Origin of the sequence: Nocardiopsis halophila DSM 44494 (genome assembly GCF_000341245.1) — a bacterium.
Classification (GTDB): Bacteria; Actinomycetota; Actinomycetes; order Streptosporangiales; family Streptosporangiaceae; genus Nocardiopsis_A; species Nocardiopsis_A halophila.
Map to the genome: position 1 here is coordinate 1 of NZ_ANAD01000220.1, position 25,708 is coordinate 25,708.

Annotated in this window: 20 protein-coding genes and 5 pseudogenes; 17 read left to right on the forward strand and 8 right to left on the reverse strand. The window is 73.3% G+C overall.

Translation table 11 applies throughout. The features are described 5' to 3' along the window. The 4 genes and pseudogenes from D450_RS0124190 to D450_RS0124205 form a co-directional block, all read right to left on the reverse strand. A pseudogene (locus D450_RS0124190) lies at positions 1-270 on the reverse strand (hypothetical protein); the annotation flags it as partial. Between the two features lie 28 nt (positions 271-298). Next, positions 299-1,711, reverse strand: coding sequence for a hypothetical protein (locus D450_RS0124195; protein WP_017541205.1), 1,413 nt, complete (start codon positions 1,709-1,711; stop codon positions 299-301). A gap of 716 nt (positions 1,712-2,427) precedes the next feature. After that, complete coding sequence (locus D450_RS0124200; RefSeq protein WP_017541206.1) at positions 2,428-3,144, reverse strand: HNH endonuclease family protein; 717 nt, start codon at positions 3,142-3,144, stop codon at positions 2,428-2,430. 96 nt (positions 3,145-3,240) lie between these two features. After that, positions 3,241-4,710 carry a YihY/virulence factor BrkB family protein gene (locus D450_RS0124205; RefSeq protein WP_241483268.1) on the reverse strand — a complete coding sequence of 490 codons (1,470 nt, stop codon included), beginning with the start codon at positions 4,708-4,710 and terminating at the stop codon, positions 3,241-3,243. 211 nt (positions 4,711-4,921) lie between these two features. Here D450_RS0124205 and D450_RS35500 point away from each other — a divergent pair, with 211 nt between their 5' ends. The 13 genes and pseudogenes from D450_RS35500 to D450_RS0124270 all read left to right on the forward strand — a co-directional run bounded on the left by D450_RS35500 (position 4,922) and on the right by D450_RS0124270 (position 17,326). Further along, complete coding sequence (locus D450_RS35500; RefSeq protein ID WP_333563675.1) at positions 4,922-5,011, forward strand: putative leader peptide; 90 nt, start codon at positions 4,922-4,924, stop codon at positions 5,009-5,011. Positions 5,012-5,220: 209 nt separating this feature from the next. Continuing rightward, positions 5,221-6,860: pseudogene (locus D450_RS31180) on the forward strand (nitrite/sulfite reductase). 21 nt (positions 6,861-6,881) lie between these two features. Then, on the forward strand, positions 6,882-7,085 hold the full coding sequence (locus tag D450_RS0124220) for a hypothetical protein (protein ID WP_017541210.1): 204 nt from the start codon (positions 6,882-6,884) through the stop codon (positions 7,083-7,085). Next, complete coding sequence (locus D450_RS0124225; protein ID WP_017541211.1) at positions 7,082-7,813, forward strand: phosphoadenylyl-sulfate reductase; 732 nt, start codon at positions 7,082-7,084, stop codon at positions 7,811-7,813. The genes D450_RS0124220 and D450_RS0124225 overlap by 4 nt, the downstream gene beginning before the upstream one ends. Then, the gene (locus tag D450_RS0124230; RefSeq protein WP_017541212.1) at positions 7,810-8,580 is read left to right on the forward strand and encodes a sirohydrochlorin chelatase; all 771 of its coding nucleotides are present in this window, start codon (positions 7,810-7,812) and stop codon (positions 8,578-8,580) included. The genes D450_RS0124225 and D450_RS0124230 overlap by 4 nt, the downstream gene beginning before the upstream one ends. Before the next feature lie 231 nt (positions 8,581-8,811). Next, positions 8,812-9,447 carry a Uma2 family endonuclease gene (locus tag D450_RS0124235; protein WP_241483269.1) on the forward strand — a complete coding sequence of 212 codons (636 nt, stop codon included), beginning with the start codon at positions 8,812-8,814 and terminating at the stop codon, positions 9,445-9,447. 59 nt (positions 9,448-9,506) lie between these two features. Then, positions 9,507-10,028, forward strand: coding sequence for a Uma2 family endonuclease (locus D450_RS0124240; protein WP_017541214.1), 522 nt, complete (start codon positions 9,507-9,509; stop codon positions 10,026-10,028). Between the two features lie 287 nt (positions 10,029-10,315). Beyond that, positions 10,316-10,513 (forward strand): annotated as a pseudogene (locus D450_RS0124245) (hypothetical protein); the annotation flags it as partial. A 94-nt stretch (positions 10,514-10,607) separates the two neighbouring features. Further along, the gene (locus D450_RS0124250) at positions 10,608-11,282 is read left to right on the forward strand and encodes a pyridoxine/pyridoxamine 5'-phosphate oxidase (RefSeq protein ID WP_017541216.1); all 675 of its coding nucleotides are present in this window, start codon (positions 10,608-10,610) and stop codon (positions 11,280-11,282) included. Between the two features lie 104 nt (positions 11,283-11,386). Then, positions 11,387-13,018, forward strand: a complete 1,632-nt coding sequence (locus D450_RS0124255) for an acyl-CoA dehydrogenase family protein (RefSeq protein ID WP_017541217.1) — start codon at positions 11,387-11,389, stop codon at positions 13,016-13,018. A gap of 351 nt (positions 13,019-13,369) precedes the next feature. Continuing rightward, positions 13,370-15,493, forward strand: a complete 2,124-nt coding sequence (gene glgX, locus D450_RS0124260; RefSeq protein WP_026128745.1) for a glycogen debranching protein GlgX — start codon at positions 13,370-13,372, stop codon at positions 15,491-15,493. A 9-nt stretch (positions 15,494-15,502) separates the two neighbouring features. Further along, entirely contained in the window at positions 15,503-16,252 is a 750-nt protein-coding gene (locus D450_RS0124265; protein ID WP_017541219.1) for a pyrimidine reductase family protein, read from the forward strand. A 315-nt stretch (positions 16,253-16,567) separates the two neighbouring features. Further along, positions 16,568-17,326 (forward strand): GntR family transcriptional regulator, encoded by a 759-nt coding sequence (locus tag D450_RS0124270; RefSeq protein ID WP_017541220.1) that lies wholly within the window; start codon positions 16,568-16,570, stop codon positions 17,324-17,326. A gap of 201 nt (positions 17,327-17,527) precedes the next feature. On the opposite strand, the gene D450_RS0124275 is transcribed toward D450_RS0124270, so the two are convergent. Then, positions 17,528-18,013, reverse strand: coding sequence for a hypothetical protein (locus D450_RS0124275; RefSeq protein WP_017541221.1), 486 nt, complete (start codon positions 18,011-18,013; stop codon positions 17,528-17,530). A gap of 559 nt (positions 18,014-18,572) precedes the next feature. On the opposite strand from D450_RS0124275, the gene msrB reads away from it, so the two are divergent. From msrB to D450_RS31185, 3 genes and pseudogenes are all read left to right on the forward strand, one after another. Continuing rightward, on the forward strand, positions 18,573-19,025 hold the full coding sequence (gene msrB / locus D450_RS0124280) for a peptide-methionine (R)-S-oxide reductase MsrB (RefSeq protein ID WP_017541222.1): 453 nt from the start codon (positions 18,573-18,575) through the stop codon (positions 19,023-19,025). A gap of 142 nt (positions 19,026-19,167) precedes the next feature. Beyond that, a pseudogene (locus tag D450_RS0124285) lies at positions 19,168-19,784 on the forward strand (phosphatidylserine decarboxylase). Beyond that, positions 19,771-20,629 (forward strand): annotated as a pseudogene (locus D450_RS31185) (CDP-alcohol phosphatidyltransferase family protein). The pseudogenes D450_RS0124285 and D450_RS31185 overlap by 14 nt, the downstream one beginning before the upstream one ends. A gap of 117 nt (positions 20,630-20,746) precedes the next feature. Here D450_RS31185 and hemQ read toward each other — a convergent pair. Next, complete coding sequence (gene hemQ / locus D450_RS0124300; protein ID WP_017541226.1) at positions 20,747-21,451, reverse strand: hydrogen peroxide-dependent heme synthase; 705 nt, start codon at positions 21,449-21,451, stop codon at positions 20,747-20,749. Between the two features lie 68 nt (positions 21,452-21,519). After that, the gene (gene hemG / locus D450_RS0124305) at positions 21,520-22,944 is read right to left on the reverse strand and encodes a protoporphyrinogen oxidase (RefSeq protein ID WP_241483270.1); all 1,425 of its coding nucleotides are present in this window, start codon (positions 22,942-22,944) and stop codon (positions 21,520-21,522) included. 253 nt (positions 22,945-23,197) lie between these two features. On the opposite strand from hemG, the gene D450_RS0124310 reads away from it, so the two are divergent. After that, entirely contained in the window at positions 23,198-24,286 is a 1,089-nt protein-coding gene (locus D450_RS0124310; RefSeq protein ID WP_017541228.1) for a DUF4349 domain-containing protein, read from the forward strand. A gap of 180 nt (positions 24,287-24,466) precedes the next feature. Here D450_RS0124310 and hemE read toward each other — a convergent pair whose 3' ends face one another. Further along, positions 24,467-25,498, reverse strand: coding sequence for a uroporphyrinogen decarboxylase (hemE, locus tag D450_RS0124315; RefSeq protein ID WP_083932779.1), 1,032 nt, complete (start codon positions 25,496-25,498; stop codon positions 24,467-24,469). Positions 25,499-25,708: the final 210 nt, after the last annotated feature.

Below are 25,708 nucleotides of genomic sequence, written 5' to 3' on the forward strand. Positions count from 1 at the left end.
CGGCTCACCCGGGTCGCCACCACCGTCACCGGGGTCACCACCACCGTCACCGGGGGGACCCGGCTCGGTGGGGTCGTCTCCGGGCGTGTCGAACAGGTCGACCTCGAGCGTGATGCCGATGTCCGCGGGGGAACCCTCCGCCGGCTCGACCGGAGCCTCGACCGGCTCGTTGGCCGCCTCGTCCGCGTCCGCGAACGCCGGGGAGGCCGAGAATCCGGCCGCCAGCAGGCCCGCTGCCGCGACACCGAAAGCGCGTCGTGCGTGCGACATCCTGCTCCTTTCTTTCAGTTGAGGGGGATCACTCAGGGGAGAGCGCGTACACGGAGTCGCCGGAGACGACCACCGCCCGGTCGCCGAGGATGCCCCAGGGACGGGCCGTGTCCTCTTCGAGTACGGTCGGCTCTCCCGCAGCGTCGACGGCGACGGATTCGCCGTCGAGCTCGCCGTAGACCCGGTCACCGGAGGCGCTGACGGGATCGAGGCCGACATCCTGCGCCTCGCCCGCGGCCAGGTCGAACACGACCGGGCCGTAGGCGGCGACACCGTCGCCCTCCACCCAGCGCGCGTCCTCCAGATCCGCCGGGTCCACGGGAGACTGCGCGATGACGGATCCGTCGCGCGAATCGTGGACGGCGAGGACCGACTCGCCGCCCGCGCTCCAGACGACGACGACCGTCTCGGCCCGTGCCGTCAGAAGCTCGTCCATCTCGTCGGCTCCCCGGGGCTCATCGGGCTCCACCCGCTCGCCTCCGGGGCCGACCCATTCCCACGGGCCGGTGCGCACCGCGGTGAGGACGTCCCGGCCGTCGTTGAGCATGGCGCCGTAGCCCTCGGGGACCTCGACCGCGGTCAGCTCACCGCCCTCGGGGACGTAGGCGTCGTCGCCGTCCTCCACCAGCGGGGCGTTCCCTGCGAAGGAGACCCGCGCACCGTCGGGGACCTCGGTCTCGACGGGCTCGCCCCCTTCGGCCGGCCACTGCCACACCGACCCCTCGCCCAACAGGGCCACCCCGTAGGCGTCGCCCTCAGCGACGAAGTAGGGGGTTGCGTCGGAGCCGGCCAGCTCCTCCGGAACCTCGGAGGACCACAGCTCCTCGCCTTCGGGACCGACGAGGTTGAGCGTGCCCGCCTCGTCGATGAACGCCACCGAGCCGCCGTCCGGGGCGACGGAGGGGTTGGCATCGGGCGCCAGAGGGCGCGTCCATACGGCCTGGTCGCTGAAGCCCGGCGGGACCGGCCGGCCGTCGAACACGATCGGCCGGTCGTCGTCCCCGCCGCCACCGCCGCCGTTGTCGGAGCCGCCGGAGGGCAGGAGCCCGAGGGCGACGTAGCCGCCCCCGCCGAGCAGGCCGAGCACGAGCACGCCGCCCACCACCGAGAGGGCGATCACGCGCCCCTTGCCGGAGGACTTCTTCTGTTCCTGCTGTCCGATGAGCTCGGAGTCGGTCCCGCCGACCGTCTGCACCACACCGGTGGGCGACACCGACAGCTGCCAGGAGCCGTTGGCGTCGCGGGCGTTGACCAGCACGGGTCGGCCCAGGTGCGCGGCGTAGGACGCCGCGGCGTCCAGGGCGCTGCTGCGGGTCTGCCGGGGCGTCTCACCGGTGACCACCTGGGTGCGCCCCGCGATGGTGACCTCCGCGCTGCGCTCGTCCGGAGAGATCACCACGATGACGGAGTAGTGGTGCGCGCCGGGATCGGGGTTGTTCATGCGCCACCGCCCGCCGCCTGCCGGACGCGGGGGCCGGCGGAGGGCCGTCCGGCCCGCGGGGGAAATGCTGCGCTCATGCTGTTCGGGAACCTGTTCATCGACTCGTCGAGAGGCCGCCTGTCAGGAGGCGTGAAGGGCGGATCGCGGGGGCTGCGGGCGATGTCGCTCGGCCGCCCCGGTGCAGACCGTGTCCGGGGCCGGCGGTGTACGGATCCGTCGGCGCTTTGGGGCGACACGGGCCTGGAAGAGCATACTGTCCCCCCTCTGACACCGCTGGGCTCGCCCTGCCCTTGGAGAACACGGCCGCGCAGGGTGGCGCGGATCCCTGCAACCCCGTGGAGCCACTGCGCGTCACCGCCTACTCACGCCTTTCACCAGCAACAATGCACAAGGGGTCATGGGGGCGGCAGGTGAAGGCCCCTCCCGGGAGCGCCCTCGGGCGCCCCTTCAGAGGTGTTCGGGTCGTGTCGCAGTGACCGCTTCCGGCCATGGATCCGTGATGGTTCCGACGCGGTTCCGCGACATTTCGGAACCGGAACGCGCCGACGGCCGCCCCGGTCCGACGGGGAAAAGACACCGGAGCAGCATTGGAGCGGCCGAACGGTGCGCCCGCCCCGCCGGTCTCCCTCTACGCGAGTCGACGGCTCTAGAGGCGATTCCGACCGCCTCTAAAGCGGGGTCCGGCGGGGCGAACGGGGTGGCGTCAGGCCCGCGCCTCACGCACAGGTGTCGAGCATGTCCCGGAGGCCGTCGTGGTCTTCCTGCGCCAGCGGCAACCCGTAGCGGTCGGTCACGTCGATGTAGGCCAGGGCGTAGTCGCACTGGAAGCCCTCATAGGGCTGCCACTCACCGGGGCCGGCGTCGCCTTTGGACATGTTGGCCGGGCCGTCGGCAGCGAGCAGGTTGCCGGGGTCGTTGGCGAACTCCACACGGGTGTCGCGGTCCCACTCCGAGGCGCCCATCCTCCAAGCGAGAGAGAGCGGCACCACATGGTCGATCTGCACGGCCTGCGGGTCGTCGGCGGAGAAGTCGATCGTCTCGCCCGTATAGGGGTCGTCCAGGATCCCGCCCAGGACCTTGCAGTCCTGACCGACATCGGTATCGGCCAGGTCGCGGGCGAGGACGTCGTTGCGCGTCGAGCACCCGTTGTCGTCGGTGTCGATCCAGGACGACCCGAACTCGTCGCGCTCGTAGTCCCCGCGCGGGGCCGGCTCGGCGACGGGGATCTCCTCCAGCGCGCTCCGCGCCTCCTGGGCGTCGGCGCTTTCGCCGCCGACGGCGGTCCCGGTGGCCTCCTCGCCGGTGAGCACGCGCAGTGTTCCTTGAAGGCCTTCCTCTTTGACCATCAGGAGGAAGGCGGCGAGGGCGATGACTGCGACGACGATCGCGAAGGCACCGGTCTTGCGGCGGTCGCGCGTGGAGGTGCGGGGCATGCTGTGCTCAACCTGTCGTGACTCGGGGACGGGGAGTACGGGGGCGGACGCGCGTCGGGGCCGTCCTCGTCAAGGATGCCCGACGCCGGTGCGGATTCAGTCTTGCGGGGGGCTCTGGGACCGGCCTGAGGACGGTGCGGCGGGCGCTTCGGCGGTTTCGGGGGGTTCCTCGGGCTCTGCCTCAGGCGCTGCCTCGGGCTCTGCCGGACCGTCGGATTCGGGCCGGGCGTCCTCGCGGCGTTGCCGCGGGGCGAGGTCTTCCTCTCCCTCGCGCTCGCCTCCCCGCGGGGCCCGCAGGGCTCCCGAGTCCCCGGCGGCTCCGTCGTCGCCCGTGTCGCGGTCATCGTTCCCGGCGTCACCGGTCCCGACCTCGGCGCCACCGCCTGCGGTGCCCGCGGTGCCCGCGCTCGCCCCACGGCCGGGAAGGCGTTCGGACGCGCCGGGCCGGACGGCCCGGGACAGGCGCTCGTCGATCCGGACCCGCACCCCGCTCCACAGCCGCATGGGGCCGCTCTGAGTGCCGCCCTGCCGCTCCTCCCGCTCCTCGCGCTCCTCGCGGGAGCGCTCGTCCCGCTCGGTCGCCGTCTGCAGGGCCTGCTCGTGCCGCTCGACCTGCCGCGTGGCCCGGGCGACGCGCCGCCCCGCCAGCTCGGCGCGGGCCGCCGCGGTGCGCTGGGTCGGCCACATGAGGTCGATCTCGGCGTTCAGCGAGGTGCCGATGAGCACCGCCAGGGCCATCACCCACAGCCACGCCAGCACCGCGATGGGGGCCGCCAGCGACCCGTAGATGGTGACCTGCCCGAAGGAGGCGTCGAGGTACACCCGCAGGACCACACTGCCCAGCAGCAGGATCAGGGCGGCCAGCACGGCGCCGGGCAGGTGCCGCCAGAACGCCACCCGGGCGGGGACGCTGAGCGCGTACAGCATCGCCACCGCCAGCACCGTCAGGCCCCCCACGACCGGCCAGTACAGGTTGTTGAGGTGCCCCACGGTCACCGGAAGCATGCTGTGCACCACGTCGGGGCCGACCACCATCAGCGGGAGCACCGCCAGGGCGAAGACCAGCGCCCCGAGGTAGGCCACGAACGCCAGCGCCCGCCGGGCGAGGTAGCCGCGCAGCCCGTCGAGGCCGTAGGCGATGGTGATCGCCTCGATGAACACGTTCATCGCCCGCGAGCCCGACCACAGCGACACCAGGAAGGTCACCGACAGCACACCGCCCTGGGCGCCGCGCAGGAACTCGTCGACCATCGGGGCGACGAGGGTGTCCACGGTGCGCTGGGTCAGCGCCTCGGCGGCCAGCTCCAGCATCCAGGTGCGGATCTCCAGCACGGTGTCCTCGCCGAGGACCCCCCGCAGGTGGCCCAGGGTGCCGACCAGCCCCAGCAGCAGGGCCGGCAGCGACAGCAGGGAGAAGAACGCCGACTCGGCCGCCAGGCCGATGATCCGGGTGCGGGCGACCGCGCGCACGGTCCGCGCCGCGAGCAGCACCGCGCCGCCCGGCACCGGGCGGCGTTCGGCCCACTCGCGCGCCCAGGTCCGCACACGCTCCGCAACGCCCCTCACACGACCACGTTAGAGTCCGCAAGGGCCGCCGCCACCGCCTCGCCCCGGGACGTCGCCCATTCGTGTCGGTCCGCATAGGCAACCGTGACCCGGCCGCGACCGGGACGGCGGCGGCGCGCCCGCCGCACACCGTCCACGTGACGTGCTTCACGGACGGGTGGGCCCGCCCAGACCTGGACATCCGGGCGCGCCGCGTGTCATGGTCGTTGCCATGATGGCTGCGATCGACCCCATGCTCTACGTGCGCCGGCACGTGGACCTGCTTCGGGTGAGCAGCGCCATCTGTCGCACCGTCGGCTGACCCGCCGCAGCGCGCGGGGCCACCTCAGGCCCCCGCGCACCCCAATCCCGCCCGTACACCAGGGGCGCGAGCGGCGCCGACGTCCTCCAGCCGAACCGGCGATCAGCCCTGCCCCGGCCCCGAAGGCGCGACCGGGCAGCGACAGTCGGGGGAGCGGTGCGCGGCGGCCCGGCCCGACGCCCCGCAGATCCGCTCGGAGGACACCGGACATGCCTCCCGCCGCCTCAGCCCGCCCCCGCCGCGGGGAGGGCCAGTGGGCCCTCGGCTACCGCGAGCCGCTGAACAAGAACGAAGAGAACAAGAAGAACGACGACGGGCTCAACGTCCGCCGGCGCATCATCGACATCTACTCCAAGGCCGGGTTCGACTCCATCGACCCCGCCGACCTGCGCGGCCGCTTCCGCTGGTTCGGCCTGTACACCCAGCGCGCCCCGGGCATCGACGGCGGCAAGACCGCCGTGCTGGAGCCCGAGGAGCTCGACGACCGCTACTTCATGCTGCGCGTGCGCATCGACGGCGGCCAGCTCACCGTGGCCCAGCTGCGGGCCGTCGCCGAGATCTCCACCGCCTACGGGCGCGACACCGCCGACATCACCGACCGGCAGAACGTCCAGCTGCACTGGGTGCGCATCGAGGACGTGCCGGCCATCTGGGAGAAGCTGGAGGCGGTGGGGCTGTCGACCATGGAGGCCTGCGGCGACACCCCGCGGGTCGTCCTGGGCTGCCCGCTGGCGGGCGTGGCCGAGGACGAGGTCATCGACGCCACCGAGGAGATCCGCCGGGTCTACGACGACCACATCGGCAGCCCCCTGTTCTCCAACCTGCCGCGCAAGTTCAAGTCCTCCATCTCGGGCTGCTCCTCCTACTGCACCAACCACGAGATCAACGACGTCGCCTTCGTCGGCGTCGTCGGCCCGGACGGCACGCCCGGCTACGACCTGCACGTCGGCGGCGGGCTGTCGACCAACCCGATGTTCGCCAAGCGGCTGGGGGTGTTCGTCGCCCCCGAGCGGGTGAGCGAGGTGTGGGCCGGGGTCACCTCGGTCTTCCGCGACTACGGCTACCGGCGGCTGCGGCACCGCGCCCGGATCAAGTTCCTGGTCAAGGACTGGGGGCCGGAGAAGTTCCGCGAGGTGCTGGAGAAGGAGTACCTGGGCTACGCCCTGCCCGACGGTCCGGCGCCGCGGCTGGACCCGGGGCTGGAGCGGGACCACGTCGGCGTGCACCGCCAGCGCGACGGCCGCAACTACGTGGGCTTCGCGCCGCGCGTGGGCCGGGTCTCGGGCACCAAGCTCTCGCGCATCGCCGACATCGCCGAGGCGCACGGCTCGGACCGGATCCGCACCACCGCCGACCAGAAGCTGGTCGTGCTGGACGTGGAGCCCGACCGCACCGAGTCGATCGTGGAGGCGCTGGAGGCCGAGGACCTGCGGGTGCGGCCCAGCGTGTTCCGCCGCCAGACCATGGCCTGCACCGGAATCGAGTTCTGCAAGCTCGCCATCGTGGAGACCAAGGACCGCGGCGCCACGCTCATCGACGAGCTGGAGCGGCGGCGGGNATCAACGGCTGCCCCAACTCCTGCGCCCGCATCCAGGTCGCCGACATCGGCCTCAAGGGGCAGCTGATGACCGACGACGAGGGGCGCCAGGTGGAGGGCTACCAGGTGCACCTGGGCGGGGCCATGGGCCTCAACTCCGCCTTCGGGCGCAAGGTGCGCGGGCTGAAGACGACCGCCGAGGAACTGCCCGACTACGTCGAGCGGGTGCTGCGCCGCTTCCTGGACCAGCGCGAGGACGGCGAGGCGTTCGCCGTCTGGGCGGCGCGCGCCGACGACGCCGACCTGAAGTGATGCGACGGACGGTGGACGAACGTGAGTGAGAGAGCCGCCCCCCACTACTGCCCCTACTGCGGCGACGAGGACCTCGCCCCGCACGAGGGCGACGGCGAGCGGGGCGCGGGATACGCCTGGGCCTGCTACTCCTGCGCCCGGGTCTTCCGGGTGAAGTTCGTCGGCCTGCGCGCCGCCGCCGTCGCCGGCGACGCGGGCCCGACCGGGACGGATGGGAACGAATGAGCACCACCGAAGCCGATACCGGCGCCAGACCGGCGGCCGGGACCGACGAGGACGGGCGCGCCCTGGCCGAGCGGGCGGCGTCCGACCTGGAGGGCGCCCCCGCCCGAGAGGTCATCGCCTGGGCCGCCGAGCGGTTCGGCGACCGGCTGTGCATGACCTCCTCCATGGCCGACGCCCTCATGGTCGACCTGGTCTCCGGGGTGGCCCCGGGCATCGACGTGATCTTCCTGGACACCGGCTACCACTTCGCCGAGACGATCGGCACCCGCGACGCGGTGGCCGCGATGTACCCGATCAACCTCGTCAACGTCGAGCCGCTGCGGACCGTCGCCGAGCAGGACCGCGACCTGGGGCCGCGGCTGCACGGCCGCAACCCCTCCATCTGCTGCCACCTGCGCAAGGTGGAGCCGCTCAAGCGCGCCCTGGAGCCCTACGACGCGTGGCTGAGCGGCCTGCGCCGGGACGAGGCCTCCACCCGGCGCGACGTCCCGGTCGTGCAGTGGGACCGGCGCCGCAGGATGGTCAAGGTCAACCCGATCGCCAGGTGGACGCAGGAGGACGTGGACGCCTACATGGCCGAGCACGGGGTCCTGGTGAACCCGTTGCAGTACGACGGCTACCCCTCCATCGGCTGCGCGCCCTGCACGCGCCGCGTGGAGGAGGGCGAGGACCCGCGCAGCGGCCGCTGGGCGGGGTTCTCCAAGACCGAGTGCGGGATCCACCTGTGAGCGGCGGGAGCGCGCGGGTGCCGCTGCTGGCGGTGGCGCACGGCAGCCAGGACGAGCGGTCCTCGGCCACCGTGGAGCGCGTCTTCGGGCGGGTGCGGGAGCTGCGCCCGGACCTGGACGTGCGGGTGGCCTACCTGGACCACGTGGAGCCGGGGGCCGAGGAGGCGCTGGCCGGGCTGGCCGCCGAGGGCGCGGGCGAGGCGGTCGTGCTGCCGGCGCTGCTGACCGCGGCCTACCACAGCAAGGTGGACCTGCCGGGGGTGCTGGAGCGGGCGGCGGCGGCGTTCCCGTGGTTGCGCCTGCGCTACGCGCGCACGCTGGGGCCGCACCCGCTGCTGCTGGAGGCCGTCGAGCGGCGGCTGCGGGAGGCGGGCCTGGAGGCGTCGCCGGACACCGCCCTGGTGCTGGCGTCGGCGGGCTCCAGCGACCCGGAGGCCAACGCGGTGATCGAGGCGGCGGCCGCCGAGCTGGCGCGGCGCGGCCCGTGGCGGGAGGTGGTCGCGGCGCACGCGTCGATGGCCTCGCCCACCCCGGGCGAGGCGGCGGCCCGGCTGCGGGACGCGGGGGCGCCGCACGTGGCGGCGGCGACCTACCTGCTGGCGCCGGGGTTCTTCGCCGACCGGGTGGCCGACCAGGCCGCCGCCGAGGGGGCGGCGGCGGTGTCGGCGGCCCTGGGCGACGCGCCCGAGGTGGCCGAGCTGGTGGTCCGCCGATACGAGGAGGCCCTCCTGGAGGCTCCGGCCTTCCCGAGGGTCGCGGCCGGCTGAGGACCGGACCGGCCGCCGTCCGGTTCCACGGCGGCCCGAATGCGGCCGCCGCCCATCCCCTGGGCGGCGGCCGCATTCGTGTGTCGGACGGACGGGAACTGGCCTTCCCTCACGCCCGTGACTAGGCTCGTGAACAGGTCGACGACGATTTTCCGGGGGATTCCACGGTTTCCCGGACAGAGGAAGGGGCCGGTCTCTACGATGTCCGCGTCTAACAGAGGAGCAGACCCCATGTCCGTTGCCGAGATCGACGCCCCGAGTCCTGGCTCCGATGCAGCGCACGGCGCATCGGAACCAGACATGCCGACTCCGGGGTCTCTACGCGCCCTCGCCGACGAGTTGGCCGAGAAGCTCCCCCCAGGATGCCGGGTCGAGGTTCTCGGAGGAGAAATCGTCGTGTCCCCCACCCCTATGAATCCGCATAACTTCGTTGTTCGGACCATCATGCTCCAAATGGAGTCCCAACTCCCCGAGGACCTGGTCACTTCGCACAATACGTCCGTGGGCCTCGACAACGATGACGGGCCGTCAACAGTCCCCGACCTCTTGGTGTTCCCCGAGGGCGCCGCCAGGAATCCACTGTGGCTCAACCCTCCGGACACGGTAGAGTTCGTTCTCGAAGTGGCCTCTAACAGCAACGCCCTCAGCGACATCAAGGTGAAGCCGAATATTTATGCCGAACTCGGGATCCCAATCTATTTGATCGTCGATCCCCGCAACGGCTCCCTCACCCTTCATTCCGATCCACGCGATGGCGAGTTCAAGGGGGTACACAAAATGGAGTTCGGCGCCCTTGTAAAGCTCCCCCACCCCCTCGACGGCATTGAGATCGACACCTCCTCATTCCCTCTCTACCCCGACGACTGAGATCATTGACCAGCCCCCAAAAAGGCCCTCGCCCGCCACGCTCTCTCGCTGACTGCCTCGTGGAAGCGCTTCCAGAAGGCTTCAAAATCGAGCTCCTGTCCGGCGTGTTCGTCGCGACCCCGCCCTCGACACTGCGCCGCATAGGGATTAAGGAAAGGATATACCGTCAGCTCCTCCACCAGCTCCAGCCCCCGATAGCCCCCATGCAGCGGACTGCCGTCGGACTCCTCGACGGTGATGACTACGCCATTCCCGACGTGGTCGTGGTGGATTTGAACGAGGAGGGACCCGACGGCAATGAATGGGTCACCTCGCCGGACGAGGTCTACTTGGCGGTGGACGTCGCACCTCACTCCGCTGGAGCCGGGCAAGTACTCGACAGAGCCGTCATGCATGCCGCCTTCGGCGTCCCCCTCTATTTATTCGCCGACCCCAGGGATGGTTCGCTCATCCTCCACTCCACACCTACAGGCAGTGTGTACACGCCAATGAACCGAATGCACTTCGGTGACACTGTAAAATTCCCCTTTCCTCTCGAAGGCACCGTGATCAAGACGGACACCTTCACGATCGACTCCTGATTCCTTTAGTTCGGCACCCGGTCCACCGCCCGGTGAAAGTCGGTGGCACCCCCTTGGAGATGGCGTCGATGTCCTCGCCGAACAGCCCGTCAAGGGTGCCCGCCTCCTCTAGTGTGGAGCACATGGCTTTTTCGCACGGCTCCGTGCATGCCACCAGTGGCGGCCGGAGGAGCGACGCCCCGCCGACCGTGTTCCAGACCCGACCACCCCGGTACGAGTTCACTCCCATGCCCCCTCCCGCCCTCCTCCGCCACTCGCGTGCGCACTGAACGGCTGCTCGTCGTTTCGACGCAATGGACGACGACTCCGCACGCGGTGCGTCCACGCTCCCCGGTTGGACGCGCGAGCATGTGGCCGCCCACTTCTCCGGCGTGGCCTACGCCCTGGCCCAGCAGCGCCCAGCGGCCTGGCTCGCCGGGCGCTCGCCGCAGGGGCCCGTGAAGGTCCCCGGCGGGGAGGTCCCGGGGCTGCGGCCCTGGCCGTGACGGCGGGGCGCGATAGCGTCGGGATCATCCCCTGACTCCACCACCCCGCTTCCCCCGACCGACCCGAATCCCCCTCGACCACAGGAGGAACCACATGGCGCCAGCACGCGGGAACGGGATCAGACGGCTCCTGCGCGACGTCCCGGTCTTCGCCGGTTCCGCCCCCGGCTTCGATCCCTCCTCGGCGCCCGACGAGCCCCTGGAGCTGTTCGAGGAGTGGCTGCGGCAGGCGGTCGAGGCCGGTGTCAGCGAGCCGCACGCCGCGGTGGTCGCCACGGCCGACGCCGGGGGATCGCCGTCGGCCCGCGTGCTGATCCTCAAGGACGCCGACGAGCGCGGGTTCTCCTTCGCCACCCCTTCCTCCAGCCGCAAGGGCCGGGAGCTGGCGCAGCGCCCCGAGGCCGCCATGGTGTTCCACTGGCGCGAGCAGGCCCGGCAGATCCGGCTGCGCGGGCCCGTGCTGATCGGGACGCCCGAGGAGAACGCGCTGGACTTCCGCGAGCGCTCGCCCGAGGGGCGCGCGGCGGGGATGCACGGGCGGCAGTCCGCCCCGCTCGGCGACCCGGACGAGGTCGCCCGCGCCTTCGAGGAGGGGCTGGCCGCGGTCGAGGCGGACCCGGAGGTGGTCCCCTCCTCCTGGGCGCTCTACCGGCTGGTGCCGATGGAGGCCGAGTTCTGGCAGGGCCACCCGCAGCGGCTGCACACCCGTCTGCACTTCACCCGCTCCTCCATCGACGACGCCTGGAAGCGCGAGCTGCTCTGGCCCTGACCGGGTCCGGGGCCGGCGGGCTATCCTGGGCGCCTCGTGACCGAATGCCGTTCGGATTCGCCCGGCGGTCCGGAGGGGCCGCGATCCGGAGAGGAAGGTGCGCCATGCCCGCCACGCACGAAGTGCTCAACCAGGCCACACCGCTGGAGGGGCACGACGTCGCCGCCGACCCCGCCCTGCTGGAGGGGGTGGAGCGGCAGGGAGCCGGCTGGGCGGGCGAGGAGCTGCACGAGCTCGGCCGGCTCGCCGGGAGCGCGCGGGCGCGCGCCTGGGGCGAGCAGGCCGACCGCAACACCCCCGAGCTGCGCACCCACGACCGCTACGGGCACCGCGTCGACGAGGTCGACTTCCACCCCGCCTGGCACGTGCTCATGGACACCGCCGTCTCCCACGGGCTGCACGCCGCTCCGTGGTCCGAGGCGCGCGCGGGCGCCCACGTGGCGCGGGCCGCCAAGTTCTACGTGTGGTCCCAGGTCGAGGGCGGCCACGGCTGCCCGGTCTCCATGACCTACGCCGCGGTCCCGGCCCTGCGCCGCTCCCCCGGGCTGGCCGAGCGCTTCGAACCGCTGCTCACCGCCCGCACCTACGACTTCGGGCTGCGGGCTCCGCTCACCAAGCAGGGCCTGATCGCCGGCATGTCGATGACCGAGAAGCAGGGCGGCTCGGACGTGCGGGCCAACACCACCCGGGCGGTCCCCGGATCCGACGGCTCCTACCGCCTCACCGGCCACAAGTGGTTCACCTCCGCACCGATGAGCGACGTGTTCCTGGCCCTCGCCCAGGCGCCCGAAGGACTGACCTGCTTCCTGGTGCCGCGCGTGCTGGAGGACGGGTCCCGCAACACCGTGCACCTGATGCGGCTCAAGGACAAGCTCGGCAACCGCTCCAACGCCTCCTCGGAGATCGAGTACGACGGCGCCCTGGCCTGGCCGGTCGGTGAGCCGGGCCAGGGGGTGCGCACGATCATCGAGATGGTCAACGGCACCCGCCTGGACTGCGTCATCGGCTCTTCGGCCGGGATGCGTGCGGCCCTGCTCCAGGCGGTCCACCACGCGAGCGAGCGGCGGGCCTTCGGCAAGGCGCTCATCGACCAGCCGCTGATGCGCAACGTGCTGGCCGACCTGGCATTGGAGTCGGAGGCCGCCACCGTCCTGATGACCCGCCTGGCCGGAGCGGTGGACCGCGCCGTCCGCGGCGACGGGCAGGAGGCGGCCTTCCGTCGGCTCGCCGTGGCGGTGGGCAAGTTCTGGGTGACCAAGCGCGCTCCGGCCCACGCCGCCGAGGCCCTGGAGTGCCTGGGCGGCAACGGGTACGTGGAGGAGTCGGGGATGCCGCGCCTGTTCCGCGAGTCGCCCCTGAACTCGATCTGGGAGGGCTCGGGCAACGTGGCCGCCCTGGACGTGCTGCGCGCCGTGGCCAAGAGCCCCGAGGCGCTGGAGGCGTTCCTGGCGGAGGTCCGCCTGGCCGAAGGGGCCGACGCGCGTCTGGACGCCGAGGTCAAGCGCGTGCAGGAGTCGCTGTCGGACCTGGAGGACATCGAGTTCCGCGCGCGCGGGCTGGTCCGCTCGATGGCGCTGTGCCTGCAGGCCTCCCTGCTGCTGCGCCACTCCCCTGCGCCGGTCGCCGAGGCCTTCGTCGCCTCCCGCCTGGGGGACGGCGCCGGGGACGTGTTCGGCGCCCTGCCGCGCGGCGTCGACACCGCCGCCATCCTGGAGCGGGCCCGCCCGAAGGCCTGAGGCCGGTCCGCCGGTCCCCCGCCGATCGTGGCGGGGGGGGGGGCGCCCCCCNGGCCCCGCTGACCGGCACCGCTGACCGGACCCGGCCATGTGCCGCACCGCCGCACCGCCGCACACCGCCGGGCGTCGCAGAGGCGATGCGGTCCCGCCCCCGCAGTGCCGTTCTCCGTACCGATTCCCGCCCGGATTGCGAGGAAATGCCGCCGTCCGCCCGCCGGTTCCGGCAGGATTCCTCAGGCGAACCGCGTCGGTCCCCCGAACGACGCCCGAAAAGCGGGCACACTACCGGTGACAGGCGAAAACAGCACCGAATTCACGACCGTCCACGACCCCGAGCGGAGCGGCGACCCCATGGTGGAAGTCTGGCCAGGAACCCCCTACCCCCTCGGCGCCACCTACGACGGGACGGGGACCAATTTCTCCCTGTTCTCCGAGGCCGCCGAGGCGGTCCGGCTGTGCCTCTTCGACGACGCCGGGACGGAGACCCGGGTCCCGCTGACCGAGTTCGACGGCTTCGTCTGGCACGGCTACCTGCCCGGTGTGGGACCGGGCCAGCGGTACGGCTACCGGGTCCACGGCCCCTACGAGCCCGAGCACGGCCTGCGGTGCAACCCCGACAAGCTGCTGGTCGACCCCTACGCCAAGGCGATCGACGGGTCGGTCCACTGGCACGAGTCCCTCTTCTCCTACCACTTCGACGACCCGTCCCGGCAGAACAACCGGGACAGTTCCGCCTATGTGCCCAAATGCGTCGTCGTCAGCCCCTTCTTCGACTGGAGCAACGAGTCGCGCCCGCGCATCCCCTACAACGAGACGGTCATCTACGAGGCCCATGTGCGGGGGCTGACCAGACTCCACCCGGACATCCCCGAGCACCAGCGGGGGACCTACGCCGGCCTCGGCCACCCCGCGATGGTCGACTATTTCCGCTCGCTGGGCGTCACCGCCGTCGAATTGATGCCGGTGCACCATTTCGTCCCCGAACACGCACTGATCGCCCGGGGGCTCACCAATTACTGGGGGTACAACACCCTCGCCTACCTGGCCCCGCACAGCGGCTACGCCGCCAACGGCTCCCGCGGCCAGCAGGTGCAGGAGTTCAAGGCGATGGTCAAGGCCCTGCACGAGGCGGGGATCGAGGTCCTGCTGGACGTGGTCTACAACCACACCGCCGAGGGCGACCACATGGGCCCCACCCTGTCCCTGCGCGGCATCGACAACCTGTCCTACTACCGGGTGGTCGACGACGACCCCCGCTACTACGTGGACTACACCGGCTGCGGCAACAGCCTGAACGTGCGCCACCCGCACTCGCTGCAGCTCATCATGGACTCGCTGCGCTACTGGGTGCTGGAGATGCACGTCGACGGCTTCCGGTTCGACCTGGCCTCGGCGCTGGCCCGCGAGTTCCACGACGTGGACCGGCTGAGCACCTTCTTCGACATCGTCCAGCAGGACCCGGTGATCTCCCAGGCCAAGCTGATCGCCGAGCCCTGGGACGTGGGCCCCGGCGGCTACCAGGTCGGCAACTTCCCGCCGCTGTGGACCGAGTGGAACGGCAAGTACCGCGACACCGTGCGCGACTTCTGGCGCGGCCACGCCGTCGTCCCCGAACTGGCCTCCCGGCTGTCGGGCTCCAGCGACCTGTACCAGGACGACGGCCGCCGCCCCGTGGCCTCGGTCAACTTCGTCACCTGCCACGACGGCTTCACCATGGCCGACCTGGTCTCCTACGACCACAAGCACAACGAGGACAACGGCGAGGACAACCGGGACGGCAGCGACGACGACCGGTCCTGGAACCACGGCGTGGAGGGCCCCACCGAGCGGCCCGAGGTGCTGGCGCTGCGCCGCCGCCAGGTGCGCAACTTCCTGGCCACCCTGTTCTGCTCCCAGGGCGTGGTGATGCTCTCGCACGGCGACGAGGCCGGCCGCACCCAGCGCGGCAACAACAACGCCTACTGCCAGGACAACGAGATCGCCTGGGTGGACTGGAAGGCCGCCGCCGAGGAGTCGGACCTGCTGGAGTACGTGCGCGGCCTGGCCCGGCTGCGCCGCGAGCACCCGGTCTTCCGCCGCCGCCGCTTCTTCCAGGGGCGCGCCGGGGCGGCCGGGTCGCTGCCCGACATCGCCTGGCTGCGCCCGGACGGCGGCACCATGGAGCAGTCCGACTGGCACGACGGGTCCACCCGGCTGGGGGTGTTCCTCAACGGCGACGCGATCACCGAGCCCGACCCGCGCGGACGCAGGGTGAGCGACGACTCCTTCCTGCTGCTGCTCAACTCCGGGCCCGAGCCGGTCGACTTCACCCTGCCCGGCCGGGAGTTCGGGATCGCCTGGGAAGCGGTGCTGGACACCGCCGAGCCGGACGTGGCCGACCGCCCGTTCGTGCCCGCCGGCGGCACGGCGACGGTGATCGACCGCGCCCTGCTGCTGCTGCGCCGCGTCTCGCACGGGGCGGCCACGGGCGTCTAACCTGCCCGCATGGACACCGACCCGCGCTTCCGCGCCCTGCTTCCCGCCCCGTCGGCCCAGGTCGACCTGGCCGCCCTGTACGCCTACCCCGCCGCTCTGGACCGGCCCTGGGTGCGCTGCAACATGGTCTCCAGCGCCGACGGCGGCGCCTGGGGGCCCAGCGGCCGCACCGCCGAGCTGTCCTCGCCGGCGGACCGCCGGGTGATGGGGGTTCTGCGGGGGCTGTGCGACGTGGTGCTGGCCGGGGCGGCCACCGCGCGCATCGAGGGCTACCGGCCGGTGCGCCCGCGCGAGGTGTGGGGGCGGCTGCGCGAGGGGCGGCCGGACACGCCGTCGGTCGCGGTGGTCACGCGCACCCTGGACGTCCACCCCGACCTGCTGGCCGGGGCCCCCGGCGACGCGCCCACGCTGGTCTTCACCACCGCCGACGCCCCCGAGGGGCGGGTGCGCGCGGCCAAGGACGCCGGCGCCGAGGTGGTGGTCGCCGGAGACCGGTCGGTCGAGCCCGCCGCGGCGGTGCGCGCACTGGCCGAGCGGGGGCTGTACCGGGTCCTGTGCGAGGGCGGCCCCCACCTGCTGGCCGAGTTCACCGCCGCGGGGCTGGTCGACGAGGTGTGCCTGACCACCAGCCCGCACCTGCTGGGCCCGGCCGCCTCGCGCATCGTCGCCGGCGACGCCCCGTCGCACACGGCCGACCTGCGCCTGGAGCACCTGCTGGAGTCGGAGGGGACGCTCTTCTCCCGCTACACCCGGGCCTGAGGCGCCCGGCCCGCCCCCTCCGCCCCCAGGTGCCCCGGGGCACCCCGGGGCACGCCCCGAACACTTTCGGCCGTCCGGCACCGCCCCGCTCCCGGCGATCGGGGCGGGCGGATGGCCGGTTTCGGCTGCACCCCATCCGTGCATGAATCGGCCCCGGCACGGACATACCGCCTGTGCGGAGGGGCGAAGCGCCCTTCCCGGCCGCCCCCTCGCACGACGGGGTAGGAGGGGGATTAAGGGTAAGAACACAACCAATCCGCCAGAGGTCCCCGCGTCCCTGCGGAAGCACGCACTCCGGGCGAGAGGATGAAGACAGTGCCGACGTCCGACAACGACCCCCCTCCCGTCTACCGGGAGATCGCCGAGGAGCTGCGGGCCGCGATCACCTCAGGGCGGCTCTCCGACGGCGACCGCGTCCCCGGTGAGAACGACCTGATGAAGCGCTACGGCGTCGCCCGGGCGACCGCCCGCCAGGCGCTGTCGGTGCTGATCAACGAGGGCATCGTGGTCCCGATCCGCGGATCGGGCGTCTACGTGCGCGCCTTCCGCCCCCTGCGCAGACACGGGCCCAAACGCCTCTCCCGGGAACTGTGGGGCGACGGCAGGGCGATCTGGCAGGCCGACGCCGGCGACCGCCCCTTCGAGACCGACAGCGTGGAGATCGACGAGGTCCCGGCCCAGCCGCACGTGGCCCGCGCGCTCTCCCTCCCCGACCAGGCCCCGGTCCTGCGCCGGCGCCGCCGCTACCGGCTGGACGAGCGGCCCATGCAGCTGGCCACCTCCTACCTCCCCCGGGAACTGGCGCACGGCACCGCCATCGCCGAGGTCGACACCGGGCCTGGCGGGATCTATGCGCGCCTGGCCGAACTCGGCCACGCCCCGGCGCACTTCACCGAGGAGATCCGGGTCCGCATGCCCACCCCCGCCGAGATCGAGGCGCTCAGCCTGAGCGCCGGAACCCCTGTTCTGGACGTGCTGCGGACCGCGCTCACCGACGACCGCGTCGCGGTGGAGCTCAACGAGATGACCCTCGACGGGTCGGCCTACGTCCTGCAGTACGACTTCGAGGCGTGAGCCTCCCCCACCGCACGCGGGATCGCCCGGAATCCCCGCCCTTCCGGGGATTCCGGGCGATCCCGTGGGGTTCCGCCGCCGGTTGTGGGTAGTTCTCTCTAGAGAACGCCCTTCGGTTCTCCAGTGGCAGGCCGAAGCGGTACGGCGACGGGCCGGGGAGGACGGCCCCGGCCCGCGTCGTTCTCTGCGGCCCGGCCGGGCTCAGTCCGGCGGCGGCCGGTCCGACTTCTCCGCCAGCACCACGTAGAGCAGCGCCAGGAGCAGCACCCCGACGGCCACCGCCCCGATGGAGGCCGGCAGCAGGTCCCCCGGATCGGAGTCGGCCCAGTGGGCCAGGGCCACCCCCAGGAGCGCGGCCACCCCCAGTCCGACGAGCGCGGTCAGCGCCATCGCCACCGCCAGCCCGCGGTCGCCCAGCGGGCGGGGCCGCATGCGGTCGGCCCGGGCGGCCGCCATGGAACCGGTCAGCGCGACGGCCCAGCGCACCTCGGCCGCCGCCTGCGCGATCACCTCCCAACCCGGCCGCGCCACCGCGACCGCCTCGAGCACGCGCCGCCCGCCCTGCCGGGCCCGCACGGCGCACTGATCGACCTGTGTCCGCACCCAGTAGCCGGCGAGGAGGCGCAGGTAGAGCACCGCCCCCACCGTCGCCCGCCGCTCCGCGGCGGCCGGGTGCCCTCGCGTCATCAACCCTCGGCGATACGAAACGAGCATGGATCGTTCGCTCCCACCGTTTCCGACACCCTGAAAATGCACGTACCCGAGGTGGTTCGCGATGAACGCGCAGAACGCGAATGATCAGCCCGATTCCTCTCTTCACTCCCTATGCCGGAGTCGTCCGCCGGGGGGCGGGGCGGCCTCGCGGCGGGGGGCCGCCCGGGGNCGCGGGGCGGGAGGCGGCCCGCCGACGGGCGGGGCACGGGGGCCACAGTCGGCCTGCCCCGCGGCATTGACGCAGGGCACGGCGGACGCCTCGGCCGCCCGCCCCGACGACCGCCGCCGGAACGGCGACGAGCCGCCCCCCGCGCGCCTGGAATGCCGGGAGCCGGGCCGTGGCCCGGACCGGAAGGCCCCGACCGCTTCACGGGCCTCTGAGGGGCCGCCGCGCGCACGGGCGAGGCGCGCACGGGCGCTGGGAGGCGGAACCCGCGGCGGGGCGCCGCTGCGCCCCGCCCCCACCTGCCCCGACGCCCCGCAGGACCAGGTGAAGCGCGCTTCCCGGCCCGTCCGAGGTAGCGTCACCCCTATGGATGAGGAAGCCATGGACGGCAAGGACGCGGAGCGGACAGGGGCGCCGGTCCGCAAGAGCGAGGAGGAGTGGCGGAGCCTGCTCGACCCCGAGGCGTTCGCGGTGCTGCGTCAGGGTGCCACCGAGCGCCCGTGGAGCGGCGAGTACGTCTCCGCCGGGGCGAAGGGCGTCTACCGGTGCAGGGCCTGCGGCGCCGAGCTCTTCCGTTCCGATGAGAAGTTCGACTCACACTGCGGCTGGCCCAGCTTCTTCGACCCGGCCGACAGCTCCGCCGTAACGCTGCACGAGGACCGCTCCCTTGGCATGATACGTACCGAGGTTCGCTGCTCACGCTGCGATTCCCACCTCGGTCACGTGTTCAGCGGAGAGGGTTATCCCACGCCGACCGACGACCGTTACTGCATCAACTCAGTTGCCCTCACCCTGGAGGCGGACGGCTCGGTGGAATAGCATCCTCCCTTATGGGTGTCGGCGGTGGGCCCCGGTGGGCCCCCGTCCGGCGTCCACGGTGCCCTGCCGGGCCACCCGAACGGCCGTGCGAGCCCGCCCCTCAACGCTCGCCGGCCGCCAGGCTTCACGACGAAAGCATCCGATGACCGACGACTCAGATCCCACCCCCTCCCCCGGCCCCGCCGTGCCCGTGCGCATGGCCAAGGGGTCGGCTCCCTGGCTGGGCCCCCCCTGCGCGGCGGCCNGCTCGCCGTCCCCGCCGTCGGCCTCGCCGCGGGCATGGCCTGGTTCTTCCGCGACCCCGAGCGGGACCCCGCCGAAGGCCGCCTGGTCTCCTCCGCCGACGGCGTGGTGCAGAGCATCGACGTCCAGTCCGACGGCCGCATCCGCGTCGCCGTCTTCATGAACCCCCTCAACGTGCACGTCAACCGTGCCCCCATCGCGGGTGTGGCCGCCCGGATCGAGCACCGGCCCGGAGGCTTCCGCCCCGCCTTCGACAAGGACAGCGAGCGTAATGAACGCGTCATCTGGACCTTCGACACCGAGATCGGCGAGGTCACGGTCGTCCAAATCGCCGGGGCGATGGTCAGGCGTATCGTCCCGTATCTCACTGAGGGGCAGAAGGCGGAGAAGGGGCAGAGGATCGGCCTCATCCGCTTCGGGTCCCGCGTCGACGTCTACCTCCCGCCCGGTGTCGCCCCGGCGGTGGAGGTCGGGCAGAAGGTCCGGGCGGGAGCGACGCGCCTTGACCGCGACTAGCCGCGCCCTGCTGCCGCGCCCGCGCGCGGCGGCCCCCGCCGAGCGGGAGGCCGCACCGCGCACCCGGCTCGCGCTCGCCGACTACCTGACCCTGGGCAACGCCCTGTGCGGGTTCATGGCGGTCTGGCAGCTGGCGGCCGCGCAGTCGGCGCACATCGCCGCCGGCGGCCACGGCCCGCTGGACCGCGGGGCGGTGGCCACCGCCGTGGTCCTGCTGCTCCTGGCCGCCGCCTGCGACCTGTTCGACGGACGGGTGGCCCGCAAGCTGGGCGGCAGCGGCATGGGGGCCGAGCTGGACAACCTGGCCGACGTGATCAGCTTCGGCTTCGCCCCGGCGTTCTTCGTGGTGGCCTGGGGCACGATCACCGGCGACGGGGGGCCTCTGCCGATCGCCGCGGCCGCCGCGGTGCTGCTGGCGGTCGTGGTGCGCCTGGCGCGGTTCTCCTGCGAGACCCCGGGGTGCTCGTCGTTCACCGGGCTGCCCAGCCCGTTCGGCGCCATGGCGGTGATCACCGTGGTGCTGCTGGACCCGCCGGTCCTGGTGGGCTCGGCGGCGGGGCTGGGGGGGGGCNGTGCTGGTGGTGGCCTGGCTGATGGTGAGCCGGATCGAGTACCCCAAGCCCACGGGGCGGCTGGCGTTCGTGGTGCTGGCCTGGATCCTGGGCAGCGTGGCGTGCCTGGCGGCCTGGGCGATGAACGCACCGGCCGGGTCCACCCTGCTGTACTCGGGGTCGGGCCTGGTGCTGGTGCTGATCCTGGCGATCCCGTTCTACGTCGTCACGGTCCGCCGCGCCGGCCGCACGGACCCCGGGGACGACCCCGTCCCCGCCGCCCGCGAGGGGTGAGGCGCCCGCGCACGAGCTGAGCACGGGCGGCATGCGCGAGGGGCGCCGGAGGAGGACTCCGGCGCCCCTCGCGCGTTTCCGGGCCTGCGCCGCCCGCGGACGGGCAGGGCACGGCCCTCAGGCCAGGGCCTCCACCAGTTCGGCCGGGGACTTGCGGCGGCCGGTGTAGAAGGGGACCTCGAGGCGGGTGTGGCGGCGGGCCTCGGCGCCGCGCAGGTGGCGCATCAGGTCGACGATGCGGTACAGCTCCTCGGCCTCGAAGGCGAGCATCCACTCGTAGTCGCTGAGCGCGAAGGTGGAGACCGTGTTGGCCCGCACATCGGCGTACCCGGCGGCCATGCGCCCGTGCTCGGCGAGCATCGCGCGGCGCTCGTCGTCGGGCAGCAGGTACCACTCGTAGGAGCGCACGAACGGGTAGACGCACACGTAGTCGCGCGGCTCCTCGCCCGCTAGGAAGGCCGGCACGTGGCCGCGGTTGAACTCGGCGGGGCGGTGCAGCCCGACCACCGACCACACCGGCTCGCTAGCGCGCCCCAGGGCGGTGCGGCGGAAGGAGGTGTACATCTCCTGGACGGCCTCGGGGGTGTCGCCGATCCACCAGAACATCATGTCCGCATCGGCGCGGAAGCCCTGCAGGTCGTAGGCGCCGCGGGTGGTGACGCCGCTCTTGCCGTCCTCGAACAGGGCGGTCAGCTCCCCGGCGGCCGCGGCCCGGTCCAGGCCCTCCAGGTCGCCGGCCTTGAACACCGACCACATGGTGTAGCGGATGAGCCGGTTCAGCTCCTCGGGGTCGGCGGCGGTCCGGGTGGTGTCGGTGCTCACTGTCTGCTCCTCGCTCGGTCTGGGGCACGTGCGCGGCGGGGCGGTCGGCCCCGGCCGCGCGGGGCGGCTCATCCGCCCGCGGTCAAAAGCTCCTCCGCGGCGCCGGAGGCGCTCGCGATGCAGGTGGGAATGCCGACGCCGTCGTAGGCGGCCCCGCACAGCGCCAGCGGGGGCGCCGCCGCCAGGGCGGCGCGGGCGCGGCGCACGCGCGCCGCGTGTCCGGTGTCGTACTGGGGAAGGCCGCCCTCCCAGCGGGTGACCCGCCGCTCCAGGGGCTCGCCCCGCAGTCCGCACACGGTGCGCAGGTCGGCCAGGGCGGCCTCGGCCAGCTCGCCGTCGCCGCGCTCCAGGACGCGCTCCTCACCGGCCCGGCCGACGGAGCAGCGGACGATGACGAGGTCCCGGCCGGGGTGCTCCCGGTCCAGCTCCTCCTTCAGCCAGGGCCACTTGAGGCTGCTGAAGGTGGCGGCCTTGATGGTCAGCCCCTCGCGGGGGGACACCAGGAAGCCGCTGCCGTTCAGCTCCGGCGGGAAGTCGGCGGCGCGGAAGGCGAAGGTGGTGATGGCCATGCTCGCGTAGTCGATCCCGCCGAGCTCCCGGGCGGCCTCGGGAGCGGCGCCGGAGAGCAGCCGGGAGGCGGCGGGGGCCGGGCAGGCCAGCACCACCGCGTCGGCGGCGACCCGCCCGGCGCCGTCGGCGTCCAGGACCCAGCCGCTCTCAGGGCCGGGCCGCAGTTCCCGCACCGGCGTCCGGGTGCGCAGGTCGGCGCCGTGCTTCTCGGCCTGTTCGGTCAGGGCGTCCACGAGCACGGCCAGCCCGCCGCGCAGGGTGGCGAAGACCGGGGCGGGCGGACCGTCCCCGGCGGCCGCCGCCTGGCGCCGCTTCAGCGCCGCGACGCCGCGGACCAGGGAACGCTCGGTGCGGGCGACCGGCGCGATCTGCGGCAGGGCCGAGTCCAGCGACAGCCGGTCGGTGCGCCCGGCGTACACGCCGCCGAGCATGGGCTCGACGAGCCGGTCGACGACCTCGGACCCCATGCGAGCGGTGATGTAGGCCCCGATGGGGACGTCGCCGCCGACCGGGGTGCGCGGCAGGACCAGGTCGAGGGCGGCGCGCAGGGTGCCGCCCCAGGACAGCACACCGCTGCGGGCCAGCGCGCGCAGGTCTCCGGGGACGCCCATGACCTGGCCGGCCGGGAAGGCGCGCAGCCGCCCGCGGCTGTAGATCCGCGCGGGGCCGGGTGCGGGGTGCTCGACGAGGTCGTCCAGGCCCAGCTCGGAGATGAGCCGCAGGGCCTCGGGGCGGCGCGCCAGGACCGACTCGGCGCCCGCGTCCACCGGGACGCCCGCCACCGGGGAGGACTCCAGCTTTCCGCCCGTGCGCTCCCCGGCCTCCAGCAGCGTGACGCCCGCTCCGCCGCGGGCGAGGCGGTAGGCGGCGGTGAGCCCGGAAAGCCCGCCTCCGACCACCGCGACATGCGGTCGTGTCTGCATGTCTGCCAGCTTTCCAGATGACAGGCGCCACCGGTGACCGGCCCGGGCGTAGCGTGGCGCACAGTCGCGCCGCCCCTCCCCTTTCGGACCTGGGGCGATCCGGGGAGGCCGGGGGCGTGACCGAGGTGTTACCCCGCTCCGGCAACCCGTGTGACGACGGCCACGTCGAAGTCGTATGAGCGATTCTGCACCGACATCCGCGGACCGAGAGGCGAACACGGCCCGGGCGCCGTCCCGGGTACTCCCCCGTGCGGTGGCGGCCCCGCCGGCGGTGGCGCTGGCGGCGCTCCTGGCGGCGGGGTGCGGTGCCGGCTCCTCCGAGTCGGGCGACCGCGGGGCGGTCGGCCCCGGGGAGCGCGGCGCGGACGACGGTGGCGGGCCGGCCGCGGGCGTGCCGGAGGAGGCCGGGGACGGCGAGGGTGCGCAGGCCGGGCAGGGCGCCGACGGCCTCGACGTCGACCCGGCGGAGCGCCAGGTGGTGCACACGGCGACGATGACCGTGGAGGCCGACGATGTCGAGGAGGCCTCCGCCCAGGCCAAGGAGCTGGTGGCGGACGCCGGCGGGCACGTGGCCTCGGAGCGGTTCTCCCCCTCGGGGACCCGCGCCCCCTCGGCGCGGCTGGTCCTCAAGGTTCCGCAGGACGCCTACGACGCGGCGCTGGAGGACCTGGGCGGCCTCGGCTCGCGCACCGCGCTGGAGCGCGAGGCCGAGGACGTGACCGGGGAGGTCGCCGACGTCGACAGCCGGGTCGCCTCGGCCGAGTCGTCCCTGGACCGGCTGCGCGACCTACTGGCCGAGGCCGACACGGTCGAGGACGTGCTCAAGGTGGAGTCGGAGATCGCCGACCGCCAGGCCGAACTGGAGGCGCTGCAGGCCCGCCAGGAGGCACTGAGCGATTCGACCTCCTTCGGCACGGTGGAACTGGAGCTGCACGCCCCGTCGGGGCGCCCGGTGGACACCGGGGACGACTCCATCGGCTTCCTCGGCGGCCTGGCCTACGGGTGGCGGGCACTGATGACGCTGGCCGACGGGGTCGCCGTGGCGGCCGGCTGGCTGCTGCCGTTCCTGGCGACCGCGGCCGTGGTGCTGGCCCCGTTGGCCTGGTGGCGCAGGCGCCAGGGCCGACCCGCCGTGCCCGTCCCCCGGCGCTGGAGCCGCCGCAGGGACCGCGACGAGCCGAACGGGCAGAAGGAGCGCGGGACGGCCGCGGTCGGCGCACCCGGCGGGTCCGGGTCCCCCGGAGGGCCTGGCGGGAAGGGCACGGAGGGTGCCCCTGAAGGGGGCGAGGACGCCCCCGCCGTCCCCGAACGGCCGGCGGACGATGCACAGGAGATGGACTGACCCTGCGGCCCCCGGCGCGGCCCCGTGCCGCCGGGCCGGTCCCGGGGCACGACAGCGCCCCCGCCGCGCGCTGGGGAGCCGACCGCGCTGCCGGCCGGTTCGCCTCGGCGGCCTCCGGAAAGCACGCGGGGGCGGCCGTCCGGCCGCCCCGCGGGGAGTCGACGCGTGTCCGCGGACGGATCAGGTCTGCGACTCCTCGTGCACGAACTCGGTCAGGCGGGTGAGCATGTCCGGGTCCGTATCGGGGAGCACGCCGTGGCCCAGGTTGAAGATGTGGCCCTCGGCCGCGCGGCCGCGCGACAGCACGTCACCGGCGCGCTCGGCGACCACCTCCCACGGGGCGAACAGCGCCGCCGGGTCCAGGTTGCCCTGCAGCGCGGTGGCCGGCTGCACCCGCTGGGCGGCCTTGTCCAGCGGCACCCGCCAGTCCACGCCGACCACGTCGGCCCCGGCCTCGCTCAGCAGGCTCAGCAGCTCACCGGTGCCCACCCCGAAGTGGATCCGCGGCACGTCCAGTTCGCCGAGCCGCTCGAAGATCCAGGAGGTGTGCGGCAGCACCGACGTCCGGTAGTCCTCGGCGCTCAGCGCGCCCACCCAGGAGTCGAACAGCTGCACCGCGCCGGCGCCGGCCGCGATCTGCACCTTGAGGAACTCCAGGGTGATCCCGGACAGGCGGCGCATCAGGTCGTTCCACAGCTCGGGCTCGCCGTACATGAGCGCCTTGGTGCGCTCGTGGTTCTTGGACGGCCCGCCCTCGATCAGGTAGGAGGCCAGGGTGAACGGCGCCCCCGCGAAACCGATCAGCGGGGTGGTGCCGAGCTCGCCGACCAGCGTGCCCACCGCCTCGGTGACGAACGGCACGTCGTCGGGGCTCAGCTCGCGCAGGCGCTTGATCCCGTCGGCGTCGCGGACCGGGTCGGCCACGACCGGCCCCACCCCGGACTTGATGTCCAGGTCCAGGCCGATCGCCTTGAGCGGCACCACGATGTCGCTGAAGTAGATCGCCGCGTCCACGCCGTGTCGCCGCACCGGCTGCATGGTGATCTCGACGATCATGTCGGGGCGGGCGCACGCCTCCAGCATGGGGACGTCGGCCCGGACCCTGCGGTACTCGGGCAGCGAGCGCCCGGCCTGGCGCATGTACCACACCGGCGTGCGGTCCACCGGGAGGCGCCGGCAGGCGCGGAGGAAAGGAGAGTCTTGGAGCGTCACACCTCGATCGTGCCACGCACCGGGCACCGCCGTGACCCGACCCGGGCGATCGGCACGGCCGCCCCCGGCCGACACGCAGGGTGACCACGGCGTCCGCGACAGGATCATCGGGGTAACGAATCCGTCGCACCGCGGATTCCAAGATCATCACGAAACCCCGACACGCCGGGGAATCTCCGCGCCGTACGAGGTGACTCGTGCCACCGTGGG

Coding starts and splice junctions, on each gene's coding strand:
- D450_RS0124195 (WP_017541205.1), bottom strand. CDS start 1,711: ATGAACAACCCCGATCCCGGCGCGCACCACTACTCCGTCATCGTGGTG.
- D450_RS0124200 (WP_017541206.1), bottom strand. CDS start 3,144: ATGCCCCGCACCTCCACGCGCGACCGCCGCAAGACCGGTGCCTTCGCG.
- D450_RS35500 (WP_333563675.1), top strand. CDS start 4,922: ATGATGGCTGCGATCGACCCCATGCTCTACGTGCGCCGGCACGTGGAC.
- D450_RS0124225 (WP_017541211.1), top strand. CDS start 7,082: ATGAGCACCACCGAAGCCGATACCGGCGCCAGACCGGCGGCCGGGACC.
- D450_RS0124235 (WP_241483269.1), top strand. CDS start 8,812: ATGTCCGTTGCCGAGATCGACGCCCCGAGTCCTGGCTCCGATGCAGCG.
- D450_RS0124250 (WP_017541216.1), top strand. CDS start 10,608: ATGGCGCCAGCACGCGGGAACGGGATCAGACGGCTCCTGCGCGACGTC.
- D450_RS0124255 (WP_017541217.1), top strand. CDS start 11,387: ATGCCCGCCACGCACGAAGTGCTCAACCAGGCCACACCGCTGGAGGGG.
- glgX (WP_026128745.1), top strand. CDS start 13,370: ATGGTGGAAGTCTGGCCAGGAACCCCCTACCCCCTCGGCGCCACCTAC.
- D450_RS0124265 (WP_017541219.1), top strand. CDS start 15,503: ATGGACACCGACCCGCGCTTCCGCGCCCTGCTTCCCGCCCCGTCGGCC.
- D450_RS0124275 (WP_017541221.1), bottom strand. CDS start 18,013: ATGACGCGAGGGCACCCGGCCGCCGCGGAGCGGCGGGCGACGGTGGGG.
- msrB (WP_017541222.1), top strand. CDS start 18,573: ATGGATGAGGAAGCCATGGACGGCAAGGACGCGGAGCGGACAGGGGCG.
- hemG (WP_241483270.1), bottom strand. CDS start 22,944: ATGCAGACACGACCGCATGTCGCGGTGGTCGGAGGCGGGCTTTCCGGG.